Genomic DNA, 18,596 nt, shown 5'->3' on the forward strand with positions numbered 1-18,596 from the left:
TTCCACCCCATTTCCTATGGGATGGCTGTGAGATCATTTCGAAGCAAACGCTCGGCGGCCAGATCGGCCTGCAAACCGTTCTGCGCGCGGGCGGCGAGGACATCCAACACCGCCTTCAGGTCGCTGATCATTGCGCGGGTGATGACCACCGAATCCGCCCGGGCCGAAAGCAGCGCGAGCACCGCCGGCTGAAACGCCAGGGCGACGCCAAGGGCGTCATTCATCAACGCAGGATCGGCGACCAGAATGTCCCGCACTTCACGGGAGTGCCGCCAATAAAGCTCAGCCAGCCGGGCTCCGCCCGAGGTGCCATTGAACAGGGACTCCAGGGCGTGGAAGCTTGCCAGGGAAATGGATGGGCCCTCAGCCGCATTTCTGGCCAGGGCCGTGGGCTGGGTCGCAAAGGAAATTCCCGCGAACCAGGCAAACAGGCAACGGTTGTGGATGAGGGCGATCGCGGCCTCCGGAAGGTCTCCAGCCCGGGCCGTATAGCGGCCCTTGGCACCCACACTTAACTCCACGTCCTTGCATCCGGATCTGACCCCGTGGTCCTGGATCGGCCGTTCGTCAAACGCGCTGAACCAGCGGACCCGCAGATTGCGGACATAGTCCTCCTGCCCGTTGGAGAAGCGGGCCTGCAGACAAAACGTCACCCATGCATTGTCAGAGTCGCTGCTGGGCGCCTGGTAATTTGGGCGGAAGAAGATGGATTGGATGGTGGAAAAGGCGGGCTGCAATTCCGTCCGCAACATTTCCCGTGCGGCATCCGACAACGTGATGGTGAAGGTGCGGGCTGGATAGGGGACGGAGATCAGGGTGAACCAGGAGGCATCGAATTCCGTGTTTTCATAACGCAGGTCCGCAAGCAGCGCGGCGATCGCTGCGCCGGAGGCGTTGAGGTTCAAGGTGCAGGTGACGCTCCCTTCAGTGATGGTGGCGGTGCCAAAAAACCGGCCGTCAAAATGGAGGCTGATGCCGGTACCGTCCGCTGCGCTGGCCGAAAAGGTCGCGGTGGGCAGTGCGGAGATGGTGCGAAACGAGAATCGGTCCACTCCCCTCACGAATCCGGAGGTGATCGCCACCACCAGGCTTCCTCCGTTCAGACTGCCTTCCGGTGCCGCGACGGACGCGTTCGGGGCGATGGCGAAGCCGTTGGGTGCCCCAGCCCGCCCAAATTGGTACTCCAAGGCTCCGCCCCCCAGATTGAGGCTTTCCACACGGGACCGGCCGGTCACGACGTATGCCTGCCCGGCACGGGGGCGGTCGCCACCCGGACCGGAGCGGTTTCGCGCGGACAACAGCAGGTCCTGGACCCCGTCTCCATTGACATCCCCCGCAACCGGTCCCCCGTTCAGGGAAAAACCCGGGGTGGTCAGGGTCATGTCGGCGCCGGTCGGACCCTCCAAGGCCATGTCCAGGGTGGCGGGGAAAGCGTCGGGCGGCTTGCGCCCCAGCACCACGCTCACCCGATTCCCCGCGTCCACCCGGTAGCCGAGCAGCAGATCCTCCACGCCGTCCCCGTTGAGGTCCCCGGTCGCCACCTTGTTGTCTCCGCCCAGCGGGCCCCGGCCGCCGTTCACTCCGTAGAGTGTGACCGTTGCCCCGGCGGTCCCGCCAACGGCGAGGTCCAAAATTGCGGGAAAATTCATCCGTCCGGCCACGATTTAGACCTCCCCGGCGTTCGATCGCAGCCCGCCCGGGCCATCCGCGAGACGGGCGGCCAGAATGAGGTCGCCCAAACCGTCGCCGGTCACATCGGCGGCTTGCAGTGCGTTGTCCCGGGAAAGTTGATCGCCGGAGTCGGCCCCGGAAATCCGCACATCCGCCTCTGGGCCCGCCAGTCCGGCCAGGTCCACCAGGGGCGGGAAATTGGGCCTTCCGAAAAGGATGTAGACCTCGCCACGATTGTCGTTGACCCCGAGCGCGGGGCCTTCCGCGCGTGAGGCGCCCAGCACGAGGTCCAGTTTCCCATCTCCGTTGAGATCCCAAAGACCCAAAGCAGGAATGCGGCGCGACAGGGCGTGGTGGACATGCGAATGAGCCGTTTAATGGTCTGGGTCTGGCCGCCAGGACACGGGGGGAGCGTATCGAAGGGGGTGCCATCCCGTTATGGAAAAATGAACCCATCGTCGGGATCCCATGCACTGCTCCATTCACTGAACGCCGACCGCGCGCTCTCTCGTGAATCCGGTGGCTGCCGCCACCGTCGTTCAGCCGGAGGGACGGTGAACGCCGGTTCCCGTGCCGATGGTCGCAGCGACGGCGGCGAAAAGCACAAATTGAAATGCCACCGCCGGAATTTGGAGGGGAAATTCGAACGCCGCCTGCAGGAGCAACCCCGCGATCGCCAGCACCAGCAGCGCCGCAAACTCCCGCGGAACCCGGAGTCCGCGGGTGGATCCGCGCAGAACCGCGAGGAGCACCACCATCAATCCGGCAAGAGCCAGGCCGCCCAGCCCCAGCGTGATGCGGATCTCCATCCAGTCATTGTGTGCATACGTCAGCCATCGGTCCTCGGGACCCGCGCGATACAGCGCCGACAGCCCGCCGAAGGACCCCGCCCCGGTTCCCAGCCACCCGGCATCGGCGGCCATCCGGCGCGCGATCTCCTGCACATCGGCACGATTCCCGACGGCGTCGGCGAAACGGGCGTCAAACCGGGTGCCCACCGGGGTGCCCGCGAGGATCGCCGCCACCCCGAGGAGCACCGCGAGTCCGGCCGCTCCCAGCCCGCGGCGGAGGCGTCCTTCGGGCCATCGCCCCGCGGCGAAGACCAGCAGGACCGCCCCCATCAATCCCAGGGCGACCAGGGCGCCGCTGCGCCCTCCGGACAGGAACGGACACAGGATCATCAGTCCCGTGGCCGGCAGCAGCATGACGGATGCGTCATCCCCGATGCGATGGGAGGCTCCGGAACGTCGCAGCGCCTCGTGGCGCAGGGTCCACCAGAATCCGAGGGCAACGGGCCAGATCAGGTTGAAGTAGGCCGCGCCGGCGGCCCGGACAGGGAACGGCCCCCAGATCTGGTCGGCCGTGTTGGGACCGGCCGGATGCCGCTGCCACGGAACCAGCGACCGGAGCATCCAGAGCAGGCGATCCGATCCTTCCCACCGCTGCGCAATGCTCGCCACGGCGAGGACGGCGCTGCTGGCACACAGGGTCCAGAGCAGGCGGCGCAGCCGCGCCGGCGGAAACGAGGGCGGTGAACTGGAGTGGCGCTCGCGGCGGGACCGTCCCAGCAGCCAGTCCCGCGCCGCCCAGAAGGTCAGCGAGAGCGCCAGCACGGCCAGCAGGGTGCGAAGCGTCGCCGGGGCGTCGTAGGTCGTGGGAAGCCACGACGTCGGCGTCCGGGCCGAATAGTCCAGATCCACGCCACTCAGCCCCATCCGAAGCGTGGCCCGCGGGTTCAACCAGCCAATCAGCAGGAAATCTGCGAGCAGCAATTGGACGACTGCCAGTCCCCGAAGGGCCCAGCGTCCGGCCGGCCTGGGCGTCCACCAGCGCTCCGGGCTGAAGTCGTGCTGGAGACGCACCAGCTGCTTGCCCAGCAGGAGCACGCCGAGGAGTCCTCCGGCTCCGTATAGGACGGCGCGGGACCACGGAACCGTCCCCCCAAACGCCCACGGGGCCCAGACCGTCATGCCGAGCAGCACGGCCCCGGACACCGCATCCAGGGCGTGGTGCAACGGCGGCGTGCGTACTCCGGTGTCCATGCAAGGGGCGCATTGAGCCGACCGCCCCCCCGTCAACGCAAGCCGGGAGACGCCGGAGGGACCTGCCGGGACGCACCTACCAGATTTTCACCCGGTCGGCCGGTGGCCGGTACAATGGGGAGGACTCCGGGATGGACCACGCCTCGTACCATGCCGGGGAGTTCACATGGGATCCGATGGCGCGAAACTGCCCGGGCGAATGCGGATCCACCACCAATCGCCGGCGCAGCTCGGGCTCCCGCCAGTTGACCCGCCACAGTTGCGACAGGCTGAGGAAGAACCGCTGTTCCGGCGTCAAGCCCTCCACGGTCCGGCGCCGGTCCGGATGCCGCTGCAGCGCGCGCTGCAGCGCCTCAAAGGCGATGTCCAGCCCGCCCAGGTCTGCCATGTTCTTCCCAAGGGTGAGTTGTCCGTTGACGAATTGTCCCGGCAGCGCCTCGTACCGGCTGAACTGTTCCTCCAGTTTGCGGGCGCGGGCTTCGAACTCCCGGGTGTCCGTCGCGGTCCACCAGTCCCGCAGGTTGCCTTCGGCGTCGTACTTGCGGCCCTGGTCGTCATAACCGTGCGTGATCTCGTGCCCGATCACCACCCCGATCGCCCCGTAGTTCACCGCGTCATCCATCTCGAAATCGAAGAACGGCGGCTGCAGGATTCCGGCGGGAAAGACGATCTCATTGTAGGCCGGGTTGAAGTAGGCGTTCACCGTCTGTGGGGTCATGCCCCATTCCGAGCGGTCCACCGGGCGGCCAATGCGGGCGAGCTGACGCTGCATCTCGAATTCCGCCGCCCGCCAGACGTTTCCCAGGTGATCGTCCGGCCGGATCTCAATGGCGCTGTAATCCCGGAAGGTGGATGGATGCCCGATCTTGGTGGTGAACCGCTCGAATTTCTCGAGGGCCAGGCGGCGTGTCGCCGGCTCCATCCATTCCACGCGCTGCAGCCGGTCCCGGAATACGGCCTTCAGGTCCTCGACCAGCTCATTCATGCGCTCCCGCGCCACCGGTGGGAAATGCCGGTCCACATACAGCCGGCCCAGTGCCTCGCCCAACGCGCCATCCAGGGTCCTGGCCGCCCGCTGCCATCGGGGTTCCGGTTGTGGCTGTCCCCGCAAGACGGTTCCGTAAAATGCAAAGTTTCGATCTTCGGCCTCGGCATTCAAATGGGCCGCGGTGTTGCGCAGCAAATGCCAGCGAAGGTAGGCGGTCCACGCCTCGCGATCCGTTTCCCCGGCAAGCCGGTCAAGCGCCTCCAGGAATTCAGGCTGTCCCACGATGACATGGGAGGGTGGCGGAATGTCCAGCGCCTCCACGTAGGCATCCCATGGTAGGTGCGGCGTCAGGGTCAGCAGCTGGTTCCAGCGCTTCTTGTGGTAGTTCTTCTCATCGTCCCGCAGTTCAGTTCGCGTCCGACTGGCCCTCGCCAGTTCGGTCTCCAGGGTCAGCACGTGCTCTGCGGCCCGGGCCGCCGCTTCCGGGGTGTCCCCAAGCAGGGTGAGCATGGAGGCCACATGACGCTGGTACTGCTCCCGCTGCGGACGGAATCCCTCCGACAGGTAGTAATCGCGGTCCGGCAGGCCGAGCCCGCCCTGCCAGATGTAGAGTGCGTACACGGCGCTGTCCTTGGGATCCGGCACCACGGAGGGCTCGAACAGAAGGTGAACGCCGCGCCGGTGAAGTCCGGCGACCCGCTGCATGCCCGCGGCACCGCTGTCCGCCGCCTCGATTCGCGCGAGGTCCGGCTGCAGGGGCCTGAGCCCGAGCGCTTCGAGACGGTTGGTGTCCATCGCCGCGCGAAAGAAGTCCCCGATCTGTCGTGTTGGGGAACGCGCCGGGGCCAGGGTGTCGGCAGCCGCCTCCTCCAGAAGCACCCGCACCAGGTGGAAATTGCGCTCCTGCAATTCGTCGAAGCCGGACCAGCGTGATTTGTCGGCCGGCACCGGGTTCTGGTCCAGCCAGCGTCCGCAGGCGAACCGGTAGAAATCCGCCGCCGGGTTCACCGAGGGATCCATGTAATTCGTGGAAAACCGCGGCACGACCGGCGCGGGAGCCGGCAGCGCGGCCGGGGCGGCCAGGGGCATCAGGATCGCGAGGCAGGATGCCAGCGCGGGGACCGGGGATTTCTTCGCGGATTCCATGGCGGTTGAGCCTGCCAAGTCCGCCCCGTTGCGCAAGGCGCGGCGTCTCACGCCGGCCGGCACCCACGGGCGGGGACGGTCGGTAATCGGCTTGCCCGCGGTCCGTGTTTCCAGGCATTGTGGACGGCCGTCACGCTTCGCGAATCCACACATTTCCACCGTCCCATGGGCAAGATCTTCAACAACATTGTCGAGACCGTCGGCCGCACACCGCTGGTCCGCCTCAATCGCATTCCCGCATCCGCGGGGGTGGACCCCTCCACGTCCATCCTGGTGAAGTGCGAGTTCTTCAATCCGCTGGGCAGCGTGAAGGACCGCATCGGCATGGCGATGATTGACGACGCCGAGCAGCGGGGGGTGATCAACCGCGATACCGTGATCATTGAGCCGACGTCGGGGAACACCGGCATCGCGCTCGCGTTTGTCGCGGCGGCCAAGGGATACAAGCTGGTGCTCACGATGCCGGAGACGATGTCGCTGGAACGGCGCGTTCTGCTGGCCATGCTCGGGGCGAAACTGGTGTTGACCCCCGGGGCGGAGGGCATGCGCGGGGCGATTGCGCGCGCCGAGCAACTGGCGAAGGAGACACCAAACTCATGGATTCCCCAGCAGTTCGAGAACCCGGCCAACCCGGCGGTTCACGCCCGGACCACGGCGGAGGAGATCTGGTCTGATACCGACGGGATGGTGGACATCCTGGTGTCGGCCGTGGGCACCGGCGGGACCATTACCGGCTGCTATGAGGTCCTCCATGCGCGCAAACCCAGCTTCACCGCGATCGCCGTGGAGCCGAAGGATTCCCCGGTGATCACGCAGACGCTCCGGGGTGAAGCGGTGAAGCCCGGGCCCCACAAGATCCAGGGTACCGGTGCGGGATTTGTCCCAAAGAACCTGCACCTCAAGGGACCCAACGGTGAACCACAGATCACCGAGACCGTCGAGGTATCCAATGAGGACGCGTTCACCATGGCGCGACGTCTGGCGAAGGAGGAAGGGATGCTGGTGGGCATCTCGACCGGCGCCAATGTCTGGGCAGCCATCGAGATTGCCAGACGGCCGGCGAACCTCGGCAAAACCCTGGTGACCATCGGATGCTCGACCGGAGAACGCTATTTGTCCACGGCGCTGGCCGCCGAGGCGCGCGCCGAGGTGGGAGGCTGAGGACGGGACCGGCTCCCGCGACGGTTCCGCCAGACCGCGGGCGCCTGCGGGTGCGGACCTCCGGGCCGGGGATTTCCCGCGTTGCGTGGGGCGGGTTCGGGGTACACGCTCCCGCCCGTGAATACGGTTCAGTCGGTTACCCTGTCCCGCGATTGCGATGCCGTGCAAATACCGGCCGGTAATACAGTCGTCCTCCCGGCCGGCACGGAGGTGGACATCACCCAGACGCTGGGGGGTTCCTACACGGTGCACGCGCTCGGGGCGTTGTTCCGGGTGGCCTCCAGGGACGCCGATGCCTTGGGATTGAATTCCGAGGCCGCCGCGCCGTCGGTTCCGGCCGCAGCGGGGACGGACAACGTCAACGAAGAGATGGTTTGGGACACCCTGCGCACCTGCTACGACCCGGAAATTCCGGTGAACATCGTGGACCTTGGACTGGTGTATGACATGGGCATCGAGGACCTCCCCACCGGCAACAAGAAGGTTTTTGTAAAAATGACCCTCACCGCGCCGGGATGCGGAATGGGGGCCACCATCGCCGGGGATGCCCAGCAGAAGATCCTGATGCTGCCCGCCGTCGAGGATGCCTCGGTGGAGATCGTCTGGGATCCACCCTGGCATCAGAGCATGATCACGCCGCAGGGCCGCCGCTCGCTGGGGATCGAATGATCGGGCGGGGTTCCGCCCGGGTGTGCGGCGCTGAGAAATGCCTTGCACGCCCGGGGGGCAGTCCTCAGTTTCCGCCCGAATTCCGCGGGGCGCGGTTAGCTCAGTGGTAGAGCACTACCTTGACACGGTAGGGGTCGCAGGTTCGAACCCTGCATCGCGCACCACTCCCCGCGAATTGCCGCCGGGTCGCCCGGGAGGTGTGTGGCGGGAGGGGGGGGCTCCGCGACGTGGCGGCTGAATCCGCAGTTGGCATCGGCCGTCCGACGGACAAGATTGCCTCCATGAGCCATCATCCATTCCAGCCGGAGCACCTTGCCCTGACCCGACGCGAGTTCATAAGCCGCTGCGGCATGGGCATGGGGTCGCTCGCGCTGGGGGCGATGCTCGGGTCCTTGGGAGCCACGGCCGTCGGGGCGGGACCCATGGAGGCAAACCCGCTGATGCCCAAGGCGCCGCAGTTCCGCGGGCGCGCCCGGAGAGTGCTGCACATCTTCCTGAACGGTGGGGCGTCGCATGTGGACACCTTCGATCCCAAGCCGGCGCTTGACCGCTGGCACGGGAAGGAAATCCCGGTCCACTTTGCGACCGAGCGGAAGACCGGAGCGGCCTTTCGGTCGCCCTTCAATTTTCAACGGTACGGCCGCTGCGGGATGGAGGTCAGCGAATTGTTCCACCACACCGCGCAGCATGCCGACGACCTGTGTGTGATCCGCTCCATGCATGCCGACGTGCCGAACCACGAACCGTCGCTGCTGCTGATGAACTGCGGGGAGGCGCGACTTCCCCGGCCCAGCATGGGTTCGTGGATCACCTACGGCCTGGGCACCGAGAACCAAAACCTGCCGGGGTTCATCGCCATGTGCCCGGGCGGGTATCCGATTCAGGAATCGCAGAACTGGCAGAGCGGCTTCCTGCCGGGCGTGTTCCAGGGCACCTACATCAACACCGAGCACACGCAGCTCGAGCAGTTGATTGAAAACATCCGGAGCCACCATGCGTCGCTGTCCGGACAGCGACGGCAGCTCGATCTCCTTCAGGCGCTGAACGCGAGGCATCAGGCGGCGCGCGCCGCCGACGCCCAGATCGAGGCGCGCATCCAGAGCTTCGAGCTGGCATACCGCATGCAGATGGAGGCTGCGGATGCGTTCGACATCCTGCGCGAGCCGGAGCCGGTGCGCGCGCGGTATGGCGACGGGGTGCAGGCGCGGCAGTTGCTGATCGCCCGGAGGTTGCTGGAGCGCGGCGTGCGGTTTGTCCAGGTGTGGCATGGTGCCGGGCAGCCCTGGGACAACCACGATGACATCGAGGACAACCATCGGCGGCTGGCAGGGCAGTGCGACCGGGCCATCGGAGCGCTGCTGACGGATCTCAAGGACCGGGGGATGTTGCAGGACACCCTGGTGATCTGCTCGGGAGAGTTCGGCCGCACCCCGACCGTGGAGTTGCCGACCCCCGGGGCCAACGCGGGCAAGCAGAACGGACGCGACCACAACAACCATGGGTTCACCACCTGGCTTGCAGGCGGCGGGGTCCGTGGGGGGTACGTTCATGGGGCGACCGACGAATTCGGGTTCGCAGCGGTCGAAAACAAGGTCCACGTGCACGACCTGCACGCCACCCTCCTGGCCCTGCTTGGCTTCGACCACGAAACCTTCACCTTCCGATACGCCGGCCGCGACTTCCGCCTGACGGACGTCCACGGTCAGGTGGTCCGCGAGCTGATGGCGTGAGCGCGGGCCCCGGAAAAGCAGAACGGCGCCCGGTGGGGGCGCCGCTTTCTGGCGTGTTGCGATTGATCCAGCCGGCCGGAGATATCAGGCGGTTGCCGGTGTTGCGGTCGCCGGTTGCGGTGCCGGTGCTGCAGAGCGATTCAGACGGACCTGGAGGCGGGAGCGTTTGCGGTCTGCCGTGTTGGACTTCACCGTGCCCGTCTTGACCGCTTTGCCGTATGCGGAGCTCACCTCTCGGAATGCGGTGGCCGCTTCCGGGTTCTTGCCGTCCTTGACGAGTGACAGGAAGCGCTTCTCGAGCGTCTTGAGGCGCGAGACCAACGACCGGTTGCGGGCGGCCTTGCTCGCGTTGGAGCGGGTGCGTTTTTCTGCGGACTTTGTATTCGGCATAGCGGGTGACTCGAAACTGAACCGCCACCCTATCGGGTGGACTGCTGTTGTCAACGACGCGGTGCGGCACCCCAAATTCCCGGATTCATCTCCGGTTGCGTGACCGTCGCCTTGGGATGGCCCCGTCACCGTCTTGGGCGCGACGACTTGAGGACGTCCGTCCGCCGGCCCATGAGAAACGTGCTTGCGCGCCCCGCAAAGAGCTCGTGAGGTGACGCCCGCCGTGGGGTCCGGAGCCCCGGCGGATCCCGGGGACACCGAACGGGCCCGGACTGGGAATTCTCACGCCCGGCATGCATCCTTGGTGGAAATCCATCGTTCTGCTGTCGCCAAGCAACCTCTTCATGGCGTTTGTCTGATGCTTCCCCCGATTCCACAAGGATGGAGGCGTCTCCTGGCGGGGGAGACTGCCCAGCCGTATTTCCGCGAGTTGGAGACTTTTCTGGAGGCGGATTCGGCTGCCGGCCGGGTGGTTCTGCCGGATCTTCCGGACGTCTTTCGCGCGCTCGAACTCACCCCGTACTCGGACGTCCGGGTCGCGATTCTTGGGCAGGACCCGTATCCCACACCGGGCCATGCCCACGGCCTGTCGTTCTCGGTTCGCCCCGGAGTGCGGCCCCTGCCCGGATCCCTGCGCAACGTTTTCCGCGAGTTGCGCGACGATGTGGGCTGCGAGGCGCCGTCGCATGGATGCCTGGAGTCGTGGGCGCACCAGGGGGTGCTTTTGCTGAACATGGTGCTCACCGTCCGGGCGCGGGAGCCGGCGTCCCATCAGGGCCGGGGCTGGGAGACCTTCACTCATCGCATCCTGGACCGCCTCAACGAGCGAGACACCCCTGTCGTGTTCCTGCTCTGGGGCCGCGCCGCGCAGGCCGGACGGCGCCGGATCACCGCATCGCATCATCACGTGATTGAGACCGCCCACCCGTCGCCCCTGTCGGCGCGCCACTTTTTCGGCTGCCGCTGCTTCTCGGCCACCAACCGCTGCCTTACCGGACTCGGGCTGCCGCCCGTGGACTGGCAGTTGCCACAGACATTGGAATAAGGCGGGGCCGGGGCATCGGCCAGGACGGTGACCTACCTGGAGGCGGTCCGCCCTCCGGCCTGGATCTGGCGCACCACCTTCAAGAGGGTCGCGACTTCTGCCTCCGTGCCGACGGTGATTCGCAGGTACGCGTTGACCTCCGGGGAACGGAACCAGCGCACCAAGATTTTGCGGTCCCGCAACCGTTGCAGCCATTCCTCGGCCGGCGGACCGGCCGGGCGTGCGAGCAGGAAATTGGCAGCGCTGGGCAGCACCGACCAGCCCAGGCCGGTCAATTCACGGCGCAACTGCTCCCGGGTTGCGATCAGGCGGCGGAAATTGCGCCGGTAATAGGGGAGGTCTGTCAGCGTCGCCAGGGCCGCCAACTGTCCGAGGCCGTTCACGTTGTAGCTGTCCCGGATGGTGTGCAGCGCGCGAATGAGCTCCGGGGGCCCGACGAAATAGCCCACGCGTTGGAAGCAAAGCGAGTAGGCCTTGGAGAAAGTGCGCGACACGATGACGTGCGGATGCTTCAGCGCGAGTTCCAGCGCGTTCTCCCGGGCGAAATCCACATAGGCCTCGTCCAGGATCACCACGCCCCGTAGCGACCGGCACAAGGCGTCGAGTTCCTCGGTCGCGTAGCCGCGTCCGCTGGGTGCATTGGGCGTGGTGACCAGCGTCAGTGCCGCGTTTGCCTCCCAGGTGGAGGACCGCCGGAGGTCGCGCAGTCGGGGCAGGGCGAAGTCCTGTGCGAGCGGTTGCGCGAGGGTGCGGGCCCCATGAATGCCCGCCAGGACGGGATACAGGGAGTAACTGGGGTGGAAGTATTGGATCGTCGCGAGGGCCGGATGAACCGCCGCGGCGGCCGAGTCGGCGGGCTCGACAAAGGCACGGGTCGCGAGCGCCAGCAGTTCGTCCGAGCCGTTGCCGACGATCAGGTGGTCGGCGGTGCAGCCGTGCAGGCGCGCCAGCCGGGCGCGCAGGGCATCCGCCCCCGGATTCGGGTACAACCGGAGCCGTCCGTCCACCGCCGCCCGCGTGGCCTTGAGGACCCGGGGCGAGGGAGGATACGGGTTCTCATTGGTGTTCAACTTGATCAGTCCCGACTCCCGCGGTTGCTCCCCGGGGGTGTAGCCTTCAAGCGCGCGGATCCCGGGACGGATTCGCGACGCGGCGCGTGATGCCATGCGCGGGGAATATCATCGCACCGGGGCCGCGGCAAACCGGACGGCAGCCGGCGGCCGCAGCCTGATCGAAACCCGGCCGCCGGCCGGGTGGGATGGACGGGGCCGTCCGGTCGCGAATCTTGGGGATGCGCAGGGAGCTGTGGACTCGGTAGAGAAGCCGGAATGCACTGGAATCTACGTCCCCTGCGGCGCCCCCGCGGCTTCACGCAGGTGGAATTGCTGATGACTGCGGCGATTCTGACTGTTCTGGCCGGGCTGCTGTTGCCGGCGGTGTCGCGGGCGCGATCCCGGGCCCTCGGAGCCGTATGCCGAAGCAACCTGCGCCAGTGGGGCATCGCCACGTTCCTCTTCGCTTCGGACAACAACGGGCTGCTGCCCCTGGACGGTACACCGAACGGGCGCTCGACGGACGCCGGATGGTATGTGGACCTGCCGCGCACCATGGGCATGGCCCCCTACCAGGCGATGGCCTGGCGCACAAACCCGTCGGTGCCGGTGGGGAACTCCATTTGGATCTGCCCGGCGAATCCCCGACGCAGCAACCAGCACAACCTCTTCCACTACTGCCTCAACCGGCACGTCAATGGCTCGGGGTCCGGCCTTCAGGCGTTGCTGGCCGACGTTCCGCGCCCGCAACGGACCATCTGGATGTTCGACAACGGAGGCCTGGCGGCGGTGGCGGGTCCGAATAATGTGCACACGAACCTGCATCGGCGCGGGTGTCACTTTCTGATGCTGGACGGCCACGCAGTTCGGCGTCCGAACTCCGAGTATTGGGACTTTCCGAATCAGCGGGGGCGAACCGATCACCCGGAACTGCGCTGGGATCCTTGGGAGTGAGGCCAGCGCATGTTCGGGCGTTCCCTTCCTGGATGCCGGTGGATAGTGTTCCGCCCATGGCGTTTCCCGTGTGCGATGAAGGATCCTCGATTCCGCGCGTCTCCCGACGACGCAGGCTGTCGGAACAGCTCGTTCTTCTACTGGTCGCCGCCGGGCTGTGTTCGACGGTGGGTTGGGCCCAGACGACCTCCGGACGTCACTCGCCGGCATTGACTCCGGGGACCCCCGCCGAGGTGGGTCTCTCGGCGGAACGGCTTGCCCGTGTGGATGCGCTCTGTGCCGGTGCCGTCGAAGACGGGCGGGTCCCAGGTGTCGAAGCCCTGATCGCGCGGCGCGGACGGATCGTGTACCACAGAGCGTTCGGCCTCGCCGATGCGGAGGCGGGACGTCCTCTGGAAGTGGACGCCATCTACCGCATCGCGTCGCAGTCCAAGGCGATCACGGCGACCGGCGTCATGATGCTCTGGGAGGAAGGTCGCTTCCGCCTCGATGACCCGGTGTCGAAGTTCCTCCCCGAGTTCAAGAATCCCCGAGTTCTGGACACCTTCAATGAGGAGGATGGCTCCTGGACCGCGGTGCCCGCGCGGCGCGAAATCACCATCCGGGACCTGTTGACCCACACCTCGGGACTGGGCTATGGCGTCATTGATGGAGACCCCCGCTTCAAGGCGATCTACCAGAAGGCGGGCATTGTGGATCTGTTCACCACCCGGCCGGTCACCCTCGCGGAAAACACCCGCCGCCTCGCGGAACTGCCCCTGCATCATCACCCCGGCGAGAAGTTTACCTATGGGGAGGGGCTCGACGTCCTCGGCCGGTTCATCGAGGTGGTCTCAGGGCAGCCGTTCGACGTGTTCCTGCAGGAGCGACTGTTTGGCCCGCTCGGCATGAAGGACACCGGATTCTACCTCCCGGCGGACAAGGCCGCGCGGCTGGTGCCGGTGCAACGGCCGGAGAATGGCCGCTGGGTTCGGATGCCGGTCACGTTCTATGACCCGGACTATCCGATCACCGGCGCGAAATCCTTCTTCTCCGGCGGCGCGGGATTGTGCAGCACCGCACGGGACTACGCGACATTCCTGCAAATGTATCTCAATGGCGGGGAACTCAATGGCGTGCGGATCCTCAGCCGCACCACCGTGGAAACGATCCAAAAGGAGCAGGTCGCACAGAATCTCTGGGGGGGCGGCGACAAGCACTACGGACTGGCCTTCGGGGTGGTCACGGAGAAGGGGCAGGCCCGCGGCGGAGAGGGCAGTCCCGGGACCTTTGACTGGGGCGGATACTTCAACACCCAGTATTTCGCCGACCCGCGCGAACAGCTCATCGGGATCCTCATGAAACAGACGCAGGGCGCCAGTGACGATACCTCCTGGCGGTTCCGGCTTCTGGTGGGTCAGTCGGTGGATGACTGATCGGGCTCACGGGGTCTGAACGGGTTCCGGCAGCTCCGGGTCCCGCCAGGCCACACGACCACCGACAACGGTCAGGACCGGGCGTCCCCGCAGCCGCCAGCCATGGAACGGGTTGTTGCGGGAACGACTGGCCGTGTCGGATCGGTCACAAGTCCATTCCCGGTCGGGGTGGAACACGGTCACGTCCGCCGGCCCGCCAACGCGCAGCTCGCCCCGGCCGTCGCGGAGGTTCAGCAGCCGGGCGGGCTGACAGGTCAGCTTGGCAAGCAGTTCCGGGAGCGGCAGCCGTCCGGAGTGGAGGAGGGCCATCAGGGACAGCGCCAGTTCCACTTCCAGCCCCACGATGCCGAACGGGGCCTGATCGAACTCGACGTCCTTGTCCGAATCGGTGTGAGGCGCGTGGTCGCTGGCGATGATCGCCAGCGTGCCGTCGGCGAGTCCGTCGAGGATCGCCGCGCGATCCGCCGCCGATCGCAGCGGCGGATTCATCTTGAAGTGCGTGTGGTAGGCGGGCCACGCAGGCAGGGGTTGCCCACCGAAGAATGCGGCCGCGAGGCAGGCCCCGTCGCCGTTCCAGAAGACCTCGCTGCCCGACAGCGCGGCATCGGTGAGGGTAAAGTGGTGCGGACAGGCCTCGCCGCTGACCGGGACGTTGCGGGCACGCGCCTCCCGGAGCAGGCGCACGCTCCCGGCCGCGCTCAGGTGCTGGCAGTGGATGGGGGTGCCGGTCAGTTCCGCGAGGACGATGTTGCGCGCCACAATGATCTCCTCGCCGGACGCGGGCCATCCGCGCAGGCCCAGGACGGCGGAATGAAGCCCCTCATGCATCACCCCATCCGCCACCAACCCGTAATCCTGGCAGTGGTCCATTACTGGCAGATCAAACATCCTGGCGTACTCGCACGCCCGGCGCATCAGATCGTTGTTCTGGATGCAGTGTCCGTCGTCGGTGAGCGCCACGACACCCGCCTTCGCGAGCGCCCCGATCGGGGCAAGTTCCTCGCCGGCGATCGAGCGGGTGAGCGCGCCGCTGACCTCGACCCGGACGGCGGCGCCCTGCGCCCGGTCCTGGATCAGGGCGACCGTGCCGGAGTTGTCCACGGCCGGCCTCGTGTTCGGCATGCAGACCACCGTGGTGAATCCGCCCCGGGCCGCCGCGAGGGCGCCGCTGTGGGTGTCCTCCTTGTGCGTCTGACCCGGTTCCCTGAGGTGGACGTGCAGGTCAATCAGTCCCGGGCAGACCACGTGGCCGGCGACATCGAGCACCGGGATGTCGGGCGGCGGAGCGATGCAGGGGGCCACCGCGGCCACGCGGCCCTCCTGGAGAAGCACATCGGCTGTCTGGTCCAGTCCGGAGGCCGGATCCACGACCCGTCCTCCCCGCAGCAGCAGCGTGTTCATGCGGCATGGACGCTATCCGGAAGCGGGTGGTGGAACAACTCCGGTGCATTCCGGAATGCCGGGTGGGGTGGCTCCCGGGACCCGCAACGCCTCGACGGGGGCGGACCCGAATGGTGCCTTTCCCCGTGTCCCTGGCACTTGGGGCCATACGCAGGATGGAAACCTCCGGTCGGACGACGACGATGCGTTCTGACGTGACAGGACCGGCCGGCACCCCAGGGTGCGGTTGGAGAAGACCGGAAGGCGGGGGCGTCCATCAATTATTCGCAGGCACGGGCGGATTTCATGATATCAATGCTGCTCCCGGTCTCGAGGAACGATTTAAGGCTTGAGAGCACGAGTGGCCAGCCCTTGGAGATCCTGCCCTGCATCGCCGAATCGCCCTTGAAGTTGCCGTGAATGACCGTAAGGCGCACCAGATCGTCAATGGGTTGGAGATCGAGGGTCACCACGGAGGCATCGTCCGGGTTCTCGGGATCCATCCATGACAGGACCAGGCGGGTGGGCGGTTTGCTCTCCAGAATCTCGCCGAAGACGTAGAGAGGATCACTGTCCTGTTCGTTCACATGCTCCCATCTGGAGCCCTTTGCCCAGTCGGAACGATTGATCATTCCGCCCCAATACTGGCGGGTTTGCGCGGGATCGGTCAGGGCTTCCCAGAGTTTGACCGGGGTGGTGCGGATGTACGTGATGTAAACGAATTCAGGTTTTTCCATGGTGGTGTTCCTTGTTGCCGGCTTCGAGATTCATCTTCAGAGCCCGCAGCCCTTGCAGGCGGGCGCGCTCATATTTTTCAATCCAGCGCCCGTAAATCTCGTGCAACGGGACCGGGTTGAGATAGTGCAGTTTCTCCCTTCCGTGCCAGAGGGTGGCGACGAGGTTTGCCGCCTCCAGGAGCGCAAGATGCTTGGTCACGGCCTGCCGCGACATGTCCAGCTGCGCACAGAGTTGGGTCAGGCTCTGGCCGTTGTCCTCATGAAGTGCATCCAAAAGCTTCCGGCGGCTTTCGTCCGCCAAGGCCTTGAACACTGCGTCCATCGGGAGACACGATATGCAACCGAATAGTTGCATGTCAAGCGCTGAGGGGAAAGGGAGGTGTGCCGCGAAGGGATCGGCAGGGGCGACGCCGAATTGAGGGCAATCCATGGACGATGCAGCCGGCGCGGTAGGTCGGCGTCTGGCTCTGCCGTCCCCCCGCGGAGAGCGTCGGCAAGGCATCGGCGCCTAAAAATCCGCCGGCCAATATCGCGGGATTCGATTGCAGCCGGCTGCTGCCGAAGCGGCGTGAACTCTTCGGAACCTAACCGTCCGGAATCCCAGGCTTGCGCCCGGTCGGCCGACTGGCTTTGCTTTGCCTCGGGCCGGATGCGGGCGTAGCTCAATGGTAGAGCGCCAGTCTTCCAAACTGGTTACGAGGGTTCGATTCCCTTCGCCCGCTCCAAATTCTTTCGGGCGCCGACTGTTGTCCCGGCCGGCTCTGGAAGGCTCTGAATCTTGCGAGTTGGGGGCAGGTCATGGAGTGCGCCAGTCCTCTGGCGCTTTTCCTTCGGAATGTTGGTGGGGTGGGGCCGGGGGCGGAACGTCATGCGTGGGCGGGGTGGTGCCCGGGGGGAAAGCGGTGGAGGGCCACCGCAGTCCAAGGCGCTTCGCGTGGAGCCCATCAATTTTGACCTTTTGGGGCGGGACCGGGAATGGTTGTCTTTCGACCAAGTTCCAAGTTCCATGATCCGTCTCCTCTCCCTCATCCTCGCTTCCCATGTTGCCTTCAATCTGCCGGCGGCGGACCTGCAGTCCTTCCAGGGCTCTTGGGTCATCACCGAGGCGGAATTCGATGGGGCGCCGGTGCCGGGAGGGGAGTTGTTGTCAGCGGTTCTCACGATCGAGGACGGACGCTATGGCTTCCTGATGGGTGATCTGCAGGCCCGGGGTACGGTGACGCTTGACGCTTCGAGATCGCCCGCGGTGATGGTGTTCGAGGAGACCGACGGCCCCAACGTCGGTCGCCAGCTCCGCGGTGTGGCCGAGCTGGCCGCAGAGGGCTGGCGCGCGTGTTATGCGATGGGCGAGGGCGGGATCCCGGATGGGTTCAAGACCGAACCCGGCAGCGGACGCCTCCTCCTGCGCTATGCTCGCAAGCCCGGGACCCGCACGGCCGGACCCCTCCGGGTCCTGCTGGTCACGGGAGGCTGCTGCCACGACTACGCGACCCAGAAGGAACTGCTCAAGGCCGGCCTTGAATCCCGGGCCAACGTCCGCGTGGACATCGTTTATTCACCCGACACCAGCACCCGGCCGCCGCTCGCCATCCTGGGAAATCCGGACTACGCACAGGGGTATGACGTGGTCCTGCACGATGAATGCGCGGCGGATGTCAATGATCCGGAGGTGGTCCGGGGCGTTCTGGCACCGCATCGGAAGGGGATCCCCGGGGTCAATCTTCATTGCGCCATGCACAGCTACCGGACGGGCAATCCCGGACAGGCTGCCACGCCGGGCACGCCCCACGCGCTGTGGTTCGAATACCTGGGGCTGCAGTCCAGCGGCCACGGCCCGCAGAAGCCGATTGAGCTGACGTTCACCGATCCGGTCCATCCGATCACCCGCGGCATGACCGCGTGGACCACGATCAACGAGGAACTCTACAACAATGTGAAGGTCTGGGAGTCCGCCCAGCCACTGGTGCAGGGCCGTCAGGGGGACGGGGATCGCCCCGGACAAAACAATGCGATCGTGGCCTGGACCCACGAGTATGGTCCGGCGAAGGCCCGGGTCTTCTCGACAACCCTGGGCCACAACAACGACACGGTGGCGGATGCCCGCTATCTGGACCTGGTGACCCGTGGCCTGCTCTGGGCCTGCGGACGCCTGCAGGAAGACGGGAGACCGGCGGTGGGCGCCGGGGCAGGCGGGCAATAGCTTGAAATTACAGGGC

The 18,596-nt window shown here is 66.3% G+C and carries 16 protein-coding genes and 2 tRNA genes; 9 read left to right on the forward strand and 9 right to left on the reverse strand.

What is annotated here, in order from left to right; all coding sequences use genetic code 11:
• Positions 1-14: 14 nt before the first annotated feature.
• From KF791_02450 to KF791_02465, 4 genes are all read right to left on the reverse strand, one after another.
• Positions 15-1,649 carry a VCBS repeat-containing protein gene (locus KF791_02450; GenBank protein ID MBX3731437.1) on the reverse strand — a complete coding sequence of 545 codons (1,635 nt, stop codon included), beginning with the start codon at positions 1,647-1,649 and terminating at the stop codon, positions 15-17.
• 15 nt (positions 1,650-1,664) lie between these two features.
• Complete coding sequence (locus tag KF791_02455) at positions 1,665-1,997, reverse strand: FG-GAP repeat protein (protein ID MBX3731438.1); 333 nt, start codon at positions 1,995-1,997, stop codon at positions 1,665-1,667.
• A gap of 213 nt (positions 1,998-2,210) precedes the next feature.
• Positions 2,211-3,713, reverse strand: a complete 1,503-nt coding sequence (locus tag KF791_02460) for an O-antigen ligase family protein (protein MBX3731439.1) — start codon at positions 3,711-3,713, stop codon at positions 2,211-2,213.
• Positions 3,714-3,789: 76 nt separating this feature from the next.
• Positions 3,790-5,847 carry a M13 family metallopeptidase gene (locus KF791_02465; protein ID MBX3731440.1) on the reverse strand — a complete coding sequence of 686 codons (2,058 nt, stop codon included), beginning with the start codon at positions 5,845-5,847 and terminating at the stop codon, positions 3,790-3,792.
• Between the two features lie 165 nt (positions 5,848-6,012).
• Between KF791_02465 and cysK the strand changes: the two genes are divergently transcribed.
• The 4 genes from cysK to KF791_02485 all read left to right on the forward strand — a co-directional run bounded on the left by cysK (position 6,013) and on the right by KF791_02485 (position 9,407).
• Complete coding sequence (gene cysK / locus KF791_02470) at positions 6,013-7,008, forward strand: cysteine synthase A (protein MBX3731441.1); 996 nt, start codon at positions 6,013-6,015, stop codon at positions 7,006-7,008.
• Positions 7,009-7,125: 117 nt separating this feature from the next.
• Positions 7,126-7,677 carry a putative Fe-S cluster assembly protein SufT gene (gene sufT, locus KF791_02475; protein ID MBX3731442.1) on the forward strand — a complete coding sequence of 184 codons (552 nt, stop codon included), beginning with the start codon at positions 7,126-7,128 and terminating at the stop codon, positions 7,675-7,677.
• Positions 7,678-7,766: 89 nt separating this feature from the next.
• Positions 7,767-7,841, forward strand: a tRNA-Val gene (locus tag KF791_02480).
• Positions 7,842-7,958: 117 nt separating this feature from the next.
• On the forward strand, positions 7,959-9,407 hold the full coding sequence (locus KF791_02485) for a DUF1501 domain-containing protein (GenBank protein ID MBX3731443.1): 1,449 nt from the start codon (positions 7,959-7,961) through the stop codon (positions 9,405-9,407).
• A gap of 84 nt (positions 9,408-9,491) precedes the next feature.
• Here the strand turns inward: KF791_02485 and rpsT are convergent, their stop codons facing one another.
• Complete coding sequence (gene rpsT / locus KF791_02490; GenBank protein MBX3731444.1) at positions 9,492-9,797, reverse strand: 30S ribosomal protein S20; 306 nt, start codon at positions 9,795-9,797, stop codon at positions 9,492-9,494.
• 358 nt (positions 9,798-10,155) lie between these two features.
• Here rpsT and ung point away from each other — a divergent pair, with 358 nt between their 5' ends.
• A complete protein-coding gene (gene ung, locus KF791_02495; protein MBX3731445.1) occupies positions 10,156-10,842 on the forward strand; it encodes a uracil-DNA glycosylase in 687 nt (228 codons plus the stop codon).
• Positions 10,843-10,874: 32 nt separating this feature from the next.
• Here the strand turns inward: ung and hisC are convergent, their stop codons facing one another.
• Positions 10,875-12,008 (reverse strand): histidinol-phosphate transaminase, encoded by a 1,134-nt coding sequence (gene hisC, locus KF791_02500; GenBank protein ID MBX3731446.1) that lies wholly within the window; start codon positions 12,006-12,008, stop codon positions 10,875-10,877.
• A gap of 162 nt (positions 12,009-12,170) precedes the next feature.
• Here hisC and KF791_02505 point away from each other — a divergent pair, with 162 nt between their 5' ends.
• Complete coding sequence (locus KF791_02505) at positions 12,171-12,848, forward strand: type II secretion system protein (protein MBX3731447.1); 678 nt, start codon at positions 12,171-12,173, stop codon at positions 12,846-12,848.
• 56 nt (positions 12,849-12,904) lie between these two features.
• Entirely contained in the window at positions 12,905-14,263 is a 1,359-nt protein-coding gene (locus tag KF791_02510; GenBank protein MBX3731448.1) for a beta-lactamase family protein, read from the forward strand.
• Between the two features lie 6 nt (positions 14,264-14,269).
• On the opposite strand, the gene KF791_02515 is transcribed toward KF791_02510, so the two are convergent.
• From KF791_02515 to KF791_02525, 3 genes are all read right to left on the reverse strand, one after another.
• Entirely contained in the window at positions 14,270-15,664 is a 1,395-nt protein-coding gene (locus KF791_02515) for a dihydroorotase (protein ID MBX3731449.1), read from the reverse strand.
• A 260-nt stretch (positions 15,665-15,924) separates the two neighbouring features.
• Positions 15,925-16,380 carry an SRPBCC family protein gene (locus KF791_02520; protein ID MBX3731450.1) on the reverse strand — a complete coding sequence of 152 codons (456 nt, stop codon included), beginning with the start codon at positions 16,378-16,380 and terminating at the stop codon, positions 15,925-15,927.
• A complete protein-coding gene (locus KF791_02525; GenBank protein MBX3731451.1) occupies positions 16,367-16,702 on the reverse strand; it encodes a helix-turn-helix transcriptional regulator in 336 nt (111 codons plus the stop codon). Before KF791_02525 ends, KF791_02520 begins: the two co-directional genes overlap by 14 nt.
• A gap of 329 nt (positions 16,703-17,031) precedes the next feature.
• On the opposite strand from KF791_02525, the gene KF791_02530 reads away from it, so the two are divergent.
• A tRNA-Gly gene (locus KF791_02530) sits at positions 17,032-17,105 on the forward strand.
• A gap of 281 nt (positions 17,106-17,386) precedes the next feature.
• On the forward strand, positions 17,387-18,580 hold the full coding sequence (locus tag KF791_02535; GenBank protein MBX3731452.1) for a ThuA domain-containing protein: 1,194 nt from the start codon (positions 17,387-17,389) through the stop codon (positions 18,578-18,580).
• Positions 18,581-18,596 lie beyond the last annotated feature (16 nt).

It is taken from the genome of Verrucomicrobiia bacterium, from assembly GCA_019634635.1.
Lineage (GTDB): Bacteria > Verrucomicrobiota > Verrucomicrobiia > Limisphaerales > UBA9464 > UBA9464.